Genomic DNA, 13,456 nt, shown 5'->3' with positions numbered 1-13,456 from the left:
GGGGGGGGTTGGTTCGGGGGTGAGGTCGGTTGGGGGGGGAGGTCGGTTCGCGAGGGAGGCCGGTTCGTGAGGCGAATCGGAGTACCGTGAGACATATGAATAATGCACTCGATGATTTCCCCCGGGCCAAGGCCCGCACCCTGCGGTTCACGTGCGGTTCTCCGCGCTCCGCGCACGTCATGGCCGATGGCTCCCAAGCCCTGTTCCTGCGCTCCGACGGTCCCGAGGACCTGGTGACCGCCCTATGGCTCAGCTGGTTCGACGCGTACGGCGACCATCATGAAACCAAGCTGGCCGATCCGCGCGACCTGCTCGGCGCGCACGCGGACGGCGAGGACGTACCCGCCGAAGAGCGCGCCCGCCGCGAGCGTGCACGCGAGGGCGGCACGGGCATCGTGTCGTATTCGGTGTGCGCGGACGCGGATCGTGTGGTCTTCACCATCAACGGCCGTCTGTTCCTCACCGAGGTCCTGTGGGACTCCGACGACCTGGACGGGACCGATTCAGACGACCTGGACGACGAGGCGTTCAGGAACATCAACGCCCCCTGCCTGCCCGAAGGCGAGCCGACCGTCCGCACGCGCGAGCTCGCCGGCGCATGGCTCGACGAGGACCCCGCCCTGTATACGCCGGTACTGAATCCGCGCATCAGCCCGGATGGCGAGCATGTGCTGTACACCACCGGCGAGCATCTCATGCTCGTCGACATCGGCGATTGGCCGGGCGACGCCCCTGACACCGCCGGCGACATCGCCACCGACGACATCGCCACCGCCGACGCCACCACCGCCGACACAGACATCCCCGCCGGCCCCGACGCCCCGTTCGACGACCGCATCACCGCCATCTACGGCGTCTCCGTCGAGGACGAGGACGGCAACCCCGCCGAGAACACGTGGCGTGTCGGCCTGGCCGAGTTCGTCGCCGGCGAGGAGATGGACCGCTACGACGGCTTCTGGTGGTCGCCCGATTCCCGTCAGGTGCTGTTCGAGTCCTTCGATACCGCCGACGAGCCGGTCTGGCACATCAGCGATCCGGCCGACCCGGAGCGTCCGGCCGCGCCGCGCCGCTACCCGCGTGCGCTCACCCGCAACGCCGACGTGTATCTCACCCTGCTTTCGCTCGCGTTCGACGTGGACGGCCGCTACGCCGGCATCACCGCCACCAAGGACGTCGAGTGGGACCGCGAGTCGTATGAGTACGTTGCCGCCGTGAACTGGACGAAGGGCCATGATCCGCTCGTGCTCGTGCAGAACCGCCGTCAGACCCGCGACGAGGTGCTTTCGGTGAGGTCCGGCAAGCGCTGGTACGGCTATCCGCGCGTGCTGGAGCGGCACGAGAACGAGCAGTGGATCGACCTCGTGTCGGGTACGCCCGCGTTCACGCCCGACGGCCGTCTGGTGTGCGCGTCGAACGACATGGATGCGGATACGAACCGTCTCACCGTGGACGGTCAGGCGTTCACGCCCGCCGGCTGGCAGGTGCGTCACGTGCTCGATGTGACCGACGACGACGTGCTCGCCGTCGTCCAGCGCACGCCCGAGAACGCCCCCGACGAACCCGTCGAGTGGCGTCTGTCCGAAACCGCCGACGCGGACGAGTCCGTCGTCGGCGCGCACGACGCGCGCAGTTTCGACGTGGTGAGCTTCGGCTTCGACGGTTCGGTCACCCCGCTCACCGTGCGTCCCGGCGTCTGGACGGCCAGTCGCGCCGGCGAGGGCGTCGTCATCTCCGGTCGCGACATGCTTCATGCGAAGGCGACGATGACGCACTCCTACGCGCTGCCGTCCGATGCCGCCGAAACGCCGGCGGACATCGACGCCGCGGCCGGCACGGTCGACGAGGAGGTGTCGCGCGACGAGTCCGCGGTGGCCGTGGGGAACGACGACATGGAGCTCAGCATCCTCGCCGCGCCCGTCGCCAGCCACGCCGCCGAACCCGGGTTCACGCCGAACGTGACGTTCACGCGTCTCGGCGCGCATCGCCTGTACACGGCGATCGTCGCGCCTTCCGCCGACAGCCCGTACGCGCGCGCCGAGAAGCTGCCCGTCCTAATGAAACCGTACGGAGGCCCCGGCTTCCAGCAGGTCGTCGCCGCGCAGTCGTTCTACTGGGACGCGCAATGGTGGGCCGATCAGGGCTTCCTCGTCGTCACCGCGGACGGCCGCGGCACCACCGGCCGCGGACCGAAGTGGGATCGTGAGATCTTCGAGGACATGAAGGACGTGACCCTCGCCGACCAGGTCGAGGCCGTCCGCGCCCTGCCGGACGCGGTCGTCGCGCTCAACGCCTCCCGCGGCGGTACCGCCGCGTCGTCGGCGCCGATTCCCGCTCCGGACCTCGACAAGGTGTGCATGATCGGATGGTCGTACGGCGGGTTCCTGTCCGCGCTCGCCGTCCTCGACGCGCCCGACGTGTTCAAGGCCGCGTGCGCCGGCGCCCCGCCCACCGACTGGACGCTGTACGACACCCACTACACCGAGCGCTATCTCGGCCTCGACCCGGCGGTGTACGAGCGCAACTCCATCGTGGCGGACGCGCCGAAGCTCACGCGGCCGCTCATGCTGATCCACGGGTTCGCCGACGACAACGTGACCATCGCCCACAGCCTGCGCCTGTCCCAGGCGCTCATGGCCGCCGGGCGTCCGCACACGTTCCTGCCGCTCACCGGGATCACGCACATGACGAACGACGAGACGGTCGCGGAGAACCTGCTCGTCCTGCAGCGCGACTTCCTGAAGGAGGCGCTCGCCGACTGACCGGGCCGGTTGATTGAGCCGGCCGGTCGGTCGGGTTGACTGGCCGGCCGGCGCGCCGCGTGCGCGGCCCGTCCGTCGGAGCCGCGCACGCGGGCGTGAAGTGCCGGATGCGTGCGGCTCACCCCGTGTCCTAAGATGAGCCCATGACGCAGCTGAACATGATCGACGAGAGCCGTTACGCCGAGACGATGGAACGCACGGTGATCCCCGCGCTCGAGGCCTGCCGCGAGGAGGGCTGGTTCGATCCCTCGGAGGCGGAGCGCGCCGCCGGTCTCGCGCCCCTGTCCGGCACGATGGATACTGGCGGCCGCTCCGGCCAGCTGCACTACCTGTGCTACGACGCGAACAAGTTCGACGGCGAACGCGAGGAGGGCGCCACGGCCACGTTCCGCGGCGCCATCGTCATCAGCCATGGCTTCACCGAGTTCGCCGAGAAGTACGACGAACTCGTCTGGTACTTCCTCCTCGCCGGCTATTCCGTGTGCGTGATGGACCATCGCGGTCACGGCAAGTCCGCGCGCGACGTGGACAATCCGAGTCTCGTGTGGATAGACGACTGGCGCCGCTACGTGGCCGACCTCGCCGCGTTCGCCCAGACCGTGGGCCAGAATTACGCCAACGGGCAGCCGCTCAACCTGTTCTGCCATTCGATGGGCGGCGGCATCGGCGCGGCCGTGCTGGAACGCTATCCCACGCTGTTCGACAGGGCCGTGCTGTCCGCGCCGATGATCGCCCCGCAGACCGGCATGCCGATGTGGCTGACGCGCGCGCTCGTCGGCACGCTGTGCGCGTGCGGTCTGGGACGCCACCGCGTGTTCGGCCAGAAGGACTTCGACGGCGTGCTCGACCTGGGCCCCTACCAGCTGTCCAGCGAGCCGCGCGAACGGTGGTACCACCGGCTGCGCTGCGAGCATCCCGAATACCAGACGTACTGCGCGTCGTTCGAATGGGTGCGGCAGGCGATGCATATGAACCGCGCCGTGCTCAGCCCGGCCGCCTGCGCCGAGATCGAGACGCCCATCCTGCTGTTCCAGTGCGGGCATGACATCTGGGTGCGCAACCAGCCGCAGACCGAGTTCGTGAACCGTGTGAAGGACGGCGGCGGGCATGCCGCCATCGTGCATCTCGCCGATTCCGAGCACGAGGTGTTCTCCATGCCGAACGTGGTGTACGGGCCGTATCTGGAACGCATCCTCGCGTTCTTCGGCGACCCGGTGCTCGCCGAAGTGGAGTAGACGGCGCGGCGGAAGGTGCGGTGGAAGCCGCGACTATGTAGTCGGGTGTAGTTTTTCACCCAGAGTTCACCTGCATGTCGCTTGGCGGTCCCGGCGGCGTAAGACCGGCGTTCGACAATGGAGACATGGGAACGCAATCCAGGATTCACCGTCGCATCGCCGCAGTCGCGGCACTCATCTGCGCCGCCGCGATGACGCTGGCCGGGTGCTCGACGGGCAACAACCAGAACGACCAGGCGGACGGCGCCTCCAACGCCAACACGCAACGGTTCACCCCCGCGAACGGCAAATCCTCCGGCGACATCACCATCGCCTCCGGATCCGAGAACAAAGAGGTGGCCACCGCCATCCAGCACGCCGTGGACGAATCCGGCGTGACCGTCACCATGAAGTACATGGGCTCGCTGGACATCATGAACGTGCTGGAATCCGGCGCCGACGGCTACGACGCCGTCTGGCCCGCCTCCTCCATGTGGATCTCCATGGGCGACACCAAGCATCTCGTCAAGGAGGCGAAGAGCACCTCCACCACGCCCATCGTGTTCGGCATCGCCAAATCCAAGGCCGAACAGCTCGGATGGGCGGACTCGAACGGCAAGACCAAGCCCGTCTCCACCGCCGACATCCTCGCCAAGGTCTCCTCCGGCGACCTCAAATTCTCCATGACCTCCGCCACGCAGTCGAACTCCGGCGCCTCCGCCTACCTGGCGTTCATGACCGCGCTGCGCGGCGGCGACGGCCCCCTCACCGACACGGACCTCACCGACGACACGCTCAAGACCAACGTCACCACGCTCCTCGAGGGCGTGGACCGCTCCTCCGGTTCCTCCGACTGGCTCAAGGACATGGTCGTCAAGAACCCCGACCGGTTCGACTCCATGGTCAACTACGAATCGCTCGTCATCCAGGCGGACAAGACCCTCACCAAGCAGGGCCACGACCCGCTCGTCGCCGTCTACCCGTCCGACGGCATCGCCGTCTCCGACTCCCCGCTCGGCTACGTGGACCGCGGCCAGAAGCAGGACGTGAAGCAGGCGTACAGCAGCTTCGCCAGCGCCCTCCAATCGAAGGAATCCAAGCTCGAATTCGAACGCGCCGGCCGCCGCACCGGGCTCGGCGGCGCGCTCGCCTACGCCTCCGACGCCAAGGTCAAGGAATCGTTCCGCTCCGAATGGGGCATCGACACCGATCCGAGCATGCTCAAGACCATCACCATGCCGGCCGCCAAGACCATCACCAAGGCGCTCGACATCTACCAGACCTCGCTGCGCAAGCCCAGCTGGACCGTCTGGGTGGTCGACTACTCCGGATCCATGTCCGGCGACGGCAAGGACGGCGTGGTCCAGGGACTCAACGCCGCGCTCGATGTGGACCAGGCCCGCAAGGCGCGTATCCAGCCCGGCGACGGCGACGTCAACATCCTCATCCCGTTCGAAAGCGAACCGCACGACCCCATCCGCGCCGACGGCACCAGCACCGGCAACCTGCTCCACACCGCGCAGGCCACGGCCGCAAGCGGCGGCACCGACATCTACCAGGGGCTCGAAGCCGCGTTCAAGCAGCTGCCCACCGGCAGCAAGGCGCGCGAATACACCGTCGCCATCGTGCTCATGACCGACGGCCGCTCCGAAGTGGACGAGCGCGAGGCCAGCTTCCGCGAATACAAGGATGAGAAGCTCGACGTGCCGATCTTCCCGATCATGTTCGGCGACGCCGACCCCAGCCAGCTCAACCAGATCGCGAAACTCTCCAACGCGAAGGTCTTCGACGGCCGCTCCGGCGACCTCGCGGCCGTGTTCCGCACCGTCAAGGGATTCAACTGATGCTTCAGATCGTCTGCGGCGTCATCGCCGGCCTCATCCTCGCCGCCCTCGGATTCGGCATCGCGGGCGGCGGTATCCTCGGGCTCGTCGTCGCCCTGCTGCTCGCCGCCCTCGGCTACGTGGCCGGCTCCACCCTCACCGAACCGGAACGGCGCATCGGGCACATGCTCGCCTCCGCCCTGCCCAACGGGCAGAAGGCGGCCGAAACCATCGACCAGACCAACGCGCGGCTCGCCTCCATCGCACGCCTCGCCGCACAGGTGCGCGACCCGCAGGTCAAAGCCGAAGCGAACGACTTCATCGCCGCCACACGCTCGCTCGTCGCCTACGTGACCAAAGACACCTCCGCCTACGCCACGCTGCGCCACTACACCACCGTCTACGGCGAACAGACCGAACAACTGCTGCACGCCTACGTGGACGTCGAATCGTCCGGCGCGCGCGACCAGGCCGCCAAGGCGCGCGTCGAGACCATCGAGGCGCTGCAGGTGCTCGAACGCACCGCCGCAGGCGAACTCAGCCGCGCCGTCAGCGCCAAGACGCTCGGCATCGCCGCCGACTCCGACGCCATCCAACGGCTGGCGCGCATGGACGGCTACGACGTCGCGTCGCAGCCGGCGCAACCTGCACAATCCACGTCCGAACAAGAGAGGAAGCAATGACACTGTCGAAATCGAAGATCATCGGACTGGTGGCGTTGCTCGCCGTCGTCGCCATCATCGGCGGCACCCTCGTCTGGCGGCAGGCGCAACCCAAACCCGCCGCACCCGTCCAACTCACCCAGGTCAACGGATACCTCGGCGGCGAGAAGATCGGGCTGTTCGACGACCAGAAGTTCAAGGACGCCGCCGCCGAACAAGGCCTCGAAGTCAACTACCGCAAGGCCGGCAGCCTCAACATGATGACCTCGGACTCCAAAGGCATGGACTACCTGTTCCCCTCCTCGCGCGCGGCCGTCGAATACGGCTCGGCGCAAGGAGTCAAAGCCACCCAGAGCGACATCGTCTTCAACTCGCCCATCGTGCTCTACACGCACAAGGCCGTGGCCGAAGGCCTCGTCTCCGGCGGCATCATGAGCAAAAGCGCGGACGGCGTCTACAGCATCGACATGGCCAAGGCCGTCGACGCCATGCTCGCCGACAAAACGTGGGCCGACCTCGGCTACACCGCCGGCTACGGGCAGTTCCGCATCGACTCCACCGACCCCGTCCAATCCAACTCCGGCAACGAATACGCGGCCCTCATCGCCACCGTGCTGAACGGCGGCCAGCCCGCCACCACCGACTCGCTTGACCGTGACGGCGACAAGATCGCCAGCATCTTCGCCAAATCCGGATGGATGGAGACCAGCTCCGAAGACTCGTTCAACCAGTTCCTCACGTTGGGCGTCGGTTCCAAGCCCATGATGGTCGGCTACGAATCCCAGATCCTCGACCTCGCCGTCAACCAGCCCGACGCCTACAAGCAGATCAAGGACGACGTCGTCATCGTCTACCCCACGCCCACCGTCTGGAGCACCCACACGCTCATGGCGCTCGACAAGAAAGGCGAGAAGCTCCTCACCCTGCTCAAATCCAACAAGGTGCAGAAACTCGCCTGGGAACGCCACGGCTTCCGCTCCGCCAACTTCATGGGCACCGACTCCATCAAACGGTTCAAGGTGAACGGCACGCTCGACCAGATCACCGCCGTCTCCGAACTGCCGCGGAACAACGCCATGCAGCAGCTCATCGAAATCCTCAAAGGAGTGACGCCGCAGCCGCAGTGACGCTGCCCCCGGGGCGGGAAGCCCCGACCGTCGGCCCATAATCGGCCGACAGACACGGACACCACCAGACGCACCGCAACAGACGCACCGCAACAGACGCATCGCAACCAGACGCATCACGTCATCGCAACGCCATCGCAACGAAAGGAACACAGCCATGGCACAACTCTCACTCGCCGACCTCACCAAAGGCAACACCGTCACCAACCCGGCACTCACCGGACTCGACGGCGCCGGCGACAACGCGCTCGTCCCCACCGCCGCACAGGCCCAAGCCGACACCGCGCTCAACGCCGACCAGCAGATCGCCAAACTCCCGCCCGCCGACCAGCAGGCCATCGTCCAAATGGCCGGACAGATCGACTTCACGCGCGACGGCATCGAATCCACCTACGGCAAGGACGCGCAACGCGCCACCAGCACCTTCGCCGACGAAATCCTCTCCGAAACCCGTTCCAAGGACACCGGCGAGGCCGGCGAACTGCTCAACACCATGCTCGTCACCATCGACGAGGCCGAACTCGGCGGATTCCGCAAGATCCCGATCCTCGGCCAAGTGGCCGTCAGCATCGACAAGCTGCGCCGCCGCTACCAGAAGGTCGACTCGCAGATCGACGAGATCATCACCAAGCTCGAAGCCGCGCAGGCCAGGCTCGTCGCCGACATCTCCATGTACAACACCATGTACGAGCAGAACGCGCAGCAGTATCGCGAACTCAAGATGACCGTGCTCGCCGGCAAGAAGGCGCTCGCCGACTTCCGCGCCAACCAGCTGCCCGGACTCGAGGCCGAAGCGGCCAAAAGCGGCGACGCCATGCAGGCGCAGATCCTCAAGGACTTCAAGTCCAAGCTCGACCGCTTCGAAAAGCGCCTCGACGACCTCGACCGCATCTCCGTGGTGACCCTGCAGACCGCGCCGCAGATCAAGATCATCCAGAACGCCGACCAGACCATCGTCGACAAGATCGACACCACCATCTCCACCACCATCCCCGTGTGGAAGTCGCAGATGGTGATCGCGCTGGGCCTGTCCAACCAGCGCAAGGCCCTCGACCTCCAGCACAAGGCCGACGACGTGACCAACAAGCTCCTGCAGAAGAACGCGGCCGCCCTCCACAAGGGCGCCGTCGACGCGGAGAAGGCCAACCAGCGGTCCGTGGTGGACATCGAGACGCTGGAGAAGATCAACTCCGAGCTCATCGCCACGCTGAAGGAGACCGTGCAGATCCAGCGCGAAGGCAAGGCCAACCGCGCCGCCGCGCAGGTGAAGATGCGTCAGCTCGAATCCGACCTCAAGGCCGCGCTCATCGAGAACGCCCAGGCCATGTGACGTGTGAGGTTGGGCCGGTTCGGCCGGTTCGGCTGGGTTGGCTGGGTTGGCTTCGCGGAGCCATGGGCCGGGCCTCGCGAAGCGGGCGGATCATGGGGCACCGGGTTGTCCCCGCCGAGGCTTCCGATAATGCTGAAGACATCATGAGAACTCGCCATGAGATCCATGGGATTCCTCCGACTTTTGTGAATCGCGCGTTAGGCTTGCGTGCGCATTGCGAAGTATGTCATGGGGATGATCGGGATGGGTTCTGCTTCGGTCTCAGCATTGGGCACGACGTTGGGCGCACCATTGGGCGCAACGCCGGTCTCAACGTCGGGCGCAACATCGGACACGGCGTCATCGGCATGGCTGATGCAGGTGTCGTTGGTGCACGGCGTATTGCCATGGACCGTGTTCGCGGTCACCGCATGCGCCGCAGTCGCACTCGTCATATCACTCGTCATCGCGCTCTTTCGCTCGGCGCCCGGCAAGTTCGTTGATTCCGCCGATTCCCCCGCACCCTGCACCCCCGCATCCCGCGCCGCCGCATTCCGCCCCGTGCGCTCCGTGCTCGCCGTCCCCGCCGCCGCACTCGCCGCCGGCCTCGTCGGTCTTCTCCTCGCTTGGTTCCTTTCCGACGGCATCATGGTGTTCGGTGTTTCGCTCGGCTGGCCGGTCATCATCGCCGCAGCCTGCGGGTTCGCAGGCCTCGGCGCGCTCACGGCCGTGATCGTCGTCGCGAACCGCCGCCGCGCGCCCCGCGCCGTCGCCCGCCGCGTCACCCGTGCGATCGCCGTCGTCCTCATCCCCCTCACGCTGCTCGCCACCGGTCTCAGCATCGACGCGACCTTCGGCGAATACCAGACCGTTGGCAGCCTCGTCGGGTACACGCCCTACGCGTCGCTTGAGTCGGTGACGGTCCACCATGCATCGATGACGGTCGCGCAGTGGCGTGCCGCCGCCTCGCGCCACGACGCGCCGGACCATCCCGCGCACGGCCGCATACTGACCGTGACCATCCCGAACACGAAATCCCATTTCCAGGCGCGCAAGGCGATGGTGTATCTGCCGCCGGCCGCGCTCGCGAAGACGCCGCCGCGTCTGCCGGTCATGGAACTGCTCGCCGGACAGCCGGGCAGTCCGGGGCGTCTGATTGCGGCGGGGGACATCGCGGGCATGATGAACGCGTACGCCGCCACGCATGACGGTCTCGCGCCGGTCGTCGTCGTGCCGGACCAGAACGGCGCTGACACGCACAACAGCCTGTGCGCCGACACCAGCCAAGGCGATGCCGAAACGTATCTGACGCGCGACGTCGTCGCGTGGGCGAAACGTACGCTGCCCGTCGCGACCGCCCCGCGCATGTGGGCGATCGGCGGATTCTCGCAGGGCGGCACCTGCACGACGCAGCTTGCGCCGCGCCATCCGGACCTGTACGGCGCGATGCTGCCCGTCGACGGCGAACTGAAGCCGACCAACGGTTCCGTGGCCGAGATGACGAGGAACTACTTCCGTGGCCGTCGTGCCGACTACGACGCGCAGGTGCCGGTCAACGCGCTCGCCGCGCTCGATCCCGACGATGCGGGCGGGCTCGCTTTGTTCGCCGGCGCGGGGGAGCGCGACACCGATTCCGTACGCAACATGCGTACGATCGCCGCGGCTGCGCGTAAGGCCGGCGTGAGCGAGGTGACGGAGATCGTCGTCCCCGGCACCGGGCATGACTGGCATGCCGTGCAGGCTGTGTGGCGTCCCGGCGTCGACTGGTTCGGCGCGCGTACCGGGCTTGGCGCGATGACGAAGAACGTCGGGGACTATCCGCAAGTGGAGGTTCAGGAATGAGCGGAGACGCAGGAATGAGTGAAGACGCGGGAATGGACGGAAAGGCGGCGCAGCGCCCCCAGCCCCAACAGCCCGGCCGGGCGTGGTATGCGCTCGCCGGGGACGCACGGCGGTGGGTGGACGCCCATCGGTTCGCGGTCGGTGCGACTCTGGCGTTCGTAGCGGTGAATCTCGTCGCGTGGATCGCGGCGGCGGTCGTCGGATTCGATTTCCCACTGCGTCTGCATACCAGCATGGCCGAGTTCAGTCTCGGCAAGCTTCTGTGCTCGCTGTTCCTCGCGCGCGGCGTCGTCCAGCTCGTCATCGATGCGTTGCTGTGGCTCGTCATGCTGTCCATCGCCGAACGTTGGCTGGGGCGCGGCCGTACCGTCGCGGTCGCGGTCGGCTGCGCGCTCGGCGGTGTGATCGTCGGGCTGACGCTGTGCGCCGGGACCGGCATGCTGCTGCATGACACGCGCATCGTCGAACGCATCCTGTTCGTGTTGAGCCCGCTCACCCTGCCGGTGGGCGCGCTGATGGCCGCCAGCGCGTACTGCACGCATCTGTGGCGGCAGCGCATCCGGCTCGTCGGCTATGCGGCGATCCTGGTCACGTTGCTGTACAGCGGCAATCCCGGCGGCTACTGCATTCTCGCCGCGGCGGTCGTCGGACATGTCGCGGGCGTGGCGATGCGTCAGCACGAACGCCGTGTCGGCGTTCTCGACGCGACGCCCGCCGCGGCCGATGCCGTCGCCGCCGAAACCCGTTGGCATTGGCTGCGTGGCACCTCATACGAGATCCGTCGCCTGTACGCCGCAATCGCCGTCGTGCTTGCACTCGGCCCGGTGATCGCCATCACCGCGCACACGCATGCCGGACCGTTGAGCACGTTGGGGCTCATCATGAGTCCGGCCGCCGCCGATGACGGCACGCTCGCCCGCTGCGTCGCCGGTGCCACGCGCGCCGACTGCTTCCTCCAGTTCGACCTGCTGCGTACGTCGATGCCCGGCGCGGTGCTGCGCTCGCTGCTGCCCACCGCCGTCACGCTCGTGCTCGCGTGGGGCCTGTACCGCGGCCGCCGGTTCGCCGCGATCGCCTCCGTCGCCGTCAATCTCGTCACGGCGGGCGTCGCCGTCGCCTACTATCTCGTCGTCCCGCTGCAGTTCGCGCCGAACGGCGTCTATTCGCTCGTCGACCATGGCGCGCTCGCCGCGTGCGTCGCGAACGCGCTGCCGCCGTTCGCGTTCGCCGTGGCGCTGCTCGTGGGCCTGCGTCGGTTCCCGGTGCGTGTCGGGTGGCGGCGGTTGGCCGGAGGCGTCGCGACGTGCGTGCTTGCGCTGCTTGCGTGCGTGGCCGTGTACCTGTTGTACGGTCTGGCGATGCCCGGCGAGTTCGCGCCGCGCGCCACGGCCGCGGCGCTGCTCGCCGAGTTGCCGGGACGGTTCCTGCCGATCGGTTTCCTCAGTCACGTGCGGCTTGCGTTCGTGCCGGTCACGCCGTTTGCGTCGATGGTGTACCAGGGTGTGGGACTCGTGTTCTGGATCGTCGTGCTGGTGGTCGTCGTGCGTTGGATGGGCGACGTGACGGCGGTCGACGAGCGTGCGCGCGCCCGTGCGGAACGGCTTGTCGAAGCCGGCGGCGAATCGATGAGTTTCATGACCACGTGGGAGGGCAACGAGTATTGGATGTCCGATTCCAAGCGGTCCGCCGTCGCGTATCGCGTGTGGGGCGGCGTGGCGCTCACCTGCACCGGTCCGTTCGGTGACCCGTCCGAGTGGGATGACGATCTGGTCGCGTTTTCGCGGTATTGCGCGTCGCGGTCGTTGACGCCCGCGTTCTATGCGGTGCATCGGGAGCAACGCGACCGGCTGCTCGCGATGGGTTGGCAGTCGATCGAAGTGGGTGGCGAGATGGTCGTCGACCCGCGGCAGTGGAAGACCACCGGCAAGAAATGGCAGGATATCCGCACCGCCATCAACAAGGCGAAACGGCAGGGCGTCGTGGACGTGTGCTCCACGTTCCTCGACGCGCCGCTCGACGTGCGCGAGCAGATAGAGGACATCTCCGAGGAGTGGGCGCAGGGCAAGGCGCTGCCGGAGATGAAGTTCACGCTGGGCGGCGTCGAGGAGCTGCGCGACCCGCGTGTGCGCCTGTTGTACGCGGTGGATGCGGACGGCCGCGTGCTCGGCGTGACCAGCTGGCTGCCCACGTGGCGTGACGGGCGGATTGTCGGATGGACGCTCGACTTCATGCGTCATCGTCCGGACAGTCCGAACGGCGTGATGGAGTTCCTGATTGCGCGCATGGCGGAACGGTTGCGCGACGAGGGGGAGGCCGCGCCGGAGCAGGCGGTCGAGTTCATGAGCCTGTCCGCCGCGCCGCTGGCGGGGATGAACCCGGAGCGCGACAACACGCTGCCAGGCGCCGACGGGCGTATGGACGAGGGCGTGGAGGTGCTGCAGCATGCGCTTCAGCTCGTGGCCGACTGGATGGAGCCGGCGTACGGCTTCCATTCGCTGTTCAACTTCAAACGCAAGTTCCAGCCGAGCGAGGAACCGGTGTACGTGTGTTATCCGGACGCGGCGAAACTCGCGCAGATCGGGCTGGCCGTCACACATGCCTATGTGCCGTCCGTCACGCCCGGCGAGATAGCCGGCATGCTCGGTGCGTTGCACAAGTAGGCTTGGGGACATGACCGATACGAACGAGAACGAAAACAACGCGGCCGAGGCCGCCCCAGC

At 67.3% G+C, this 13,456-nt stretch carries 8 protein-coding genes; all 8 read left to right on the top strand.

Features of this window, described 5'->3' with window-relative positions:
- The first annotated feature begins 95 nt into the window (after window positions 1-95).
- A complete protein-coding gene (locus KIH78_RS10410; RefSeq protein ID WP_219132291.1) occupies window positions 96-2,759 on the top strand; it encodes a prolyl oligopeptidase family serine peptidase in 2,664 nt (887 codons plus the stop codon).
- Between the two features lie 143 nt (window positions 2,760-2,902).
- Window positions 2,903-3,994, top strand: a complete 1,092-nt coding sequence (locus KIH78_RS10405; RefSeq protein ID WP_236034595.1) for an alpha/beta fold hydrolase — start codon at window positions 2,903-2,905, stop codon at window positions 3,992-3,994.
- 125 nt (window positions 3,995-4,119) lie between these two features.
- Window positions 4,120-5,817, top strand: a complete 1,698-nt coding sequence (locus tag KIH78_RS10400) for a VWA domain-containing protein (RefSeq protein WP_219132290.1) — start codon at window positions 4,120-4,122, stop codon at window positions 5,815-5,817.
- Window positions 5,817-6,479, top strand: coding sequence for a 5-bromo-4-chloroindolyl phosphate hydrolysis family protein (locus KIH78_RS10395; RefSeq protein WP_214315702.1), 663 nt, complete (start codon window positions 5,817-5,819; stop codon window positions 6,477-6,479). Before KIH78_RS10400 ends, KIH78_RS10395 begins: the two co-directional genes overlap by 1 nt.
- Window positions 6,476-7,585 (top strand): substrate-binding domain-containing protein, encoded by a 1,110-nt coding sequence (locus tag KIH78_RS10700; RefSeq protein ID WP_214315704.1) that lies wholly within the window; start codon window positions 6,476-6,478, stop codon window positions 7,583-7,585. The genes KIH78_RS10395 and KIH78_RS10700 overlap by 4 nt, the downstream gene beginning before the upstream one ends.
- Window positions 7,586-7,742: 157 nt before the next feature.
- Window positions 7,743-8,915, top strand: a complete 1,173-nt coding sequence (locus tag KIH78_RS10380; protein ID WP_236034594.1) for a toxic anion resistance protein — start codon at window positions 7,743-7,745, stop codon at window positions 8,913-8,915.
- 354 nt (window positions 8,916-9,269) lie between these two features.
- Window positions 9,270-10,736 (top strand): alpha/beta hydrolase, encoded by a 1,467-nt coding sequence (locus tag KIH78_RS10375; RefSeq protein WP_219132289.1) that lies wholly within the window; start codon window positions 9,270-9,272, stop codon window positions 10,734-10,736.
- A gap of 32 nt (window positions 10,737-10,768) precedes the next feature.
- Complete coding sequence (locus KIH78_RS10370) at window positions 10,769-13,396, top strand: bifunctional lysylphosphatidylglycerol flippase/synthetase MprF (protein ID WP_219132292.1); 2,628 nt, start codon at window positions 10,769-10,771, stop codon at window positions 13,394-13,396.
- Window positions 13,397-13,456: the final 60 nt, after the last annotated feature.

This window comes from Bifidobacterium saguinibicoloris (assembly GCF_019331725.1).
Taxonomy (GTDB): domain Bacteria; phylum Actinomycetota; class Actinomycetes; order Actinomycetales; family Bifidobacteriaceae; genus Bifidobacterium; species Bifidobacterium saguinibicoloris.
The sequence above is the reverse complement of the archived record's forward strand: the minus strand, read 5'-3'. Positions and strand labels throughout refer to the sequence as shown.

Excerpts from the sequence above, each read along its gene's own strand:
- KIH78_RS10375 (WP_219132289.1), top strand. The coding sequence starts at position 9,270 with ATGCAGGTGTCGTTGGTGCACGGCGTATTGCCATGGACCGTGTTCGCG.
- KIH78_RS10380 (WP_236034594.1), top strand. The coding sequence starts at position 7,743 with ATGGCACAACTCTCACTCGCCGACCTCACCAAAGGCAACACCGTCACC.
- KIH78_RS10395 (WP_214315702.1), top strand. The coding sequence starts at position 5,817 with ATGCTTCAGATCGTCTGCGGCGTCATCGCCGGCCTCATCCTCGCCGCC.
- KIH78_RS10700 (WP_214315704.1), top strand. The coding sequence starts at position 6,476 with ATGACACTGTCGAAATCGAAGATCATCGGACTGGTGGCGTTGCTCGCC.
- KIH78_RS10410 (WP_219132291.1), top strand. The coding sequence starts at position 96 with ATGAATAATGCACTCGATGATTTCCCCCGGGCCAAGGCCCGCACCCTG.
- KIH78_RS10370 (WP_219132292.1), top strand. The coding sequence starts at position 10,769 with ATGGACGGAAAGGCGGCGCAGCGCCCCCAGCCCCAACAGCCCGGCCGG.
- KIH78_RS10405 (WP_236034595.1), top strand. The coding sequence starts at position 2,903 with ATGACGCAGCTGAACATGATCGACGAGAGCCGTTACGCCGAGACGATG.
- KIH78_RS10400 (WP_219132290.1), top strand. The coding sequence starts at position 4,120 with ATGGGAACGCAATCCAGGATTCACCGTCGCATCGCCGCAGTCGCGGCA.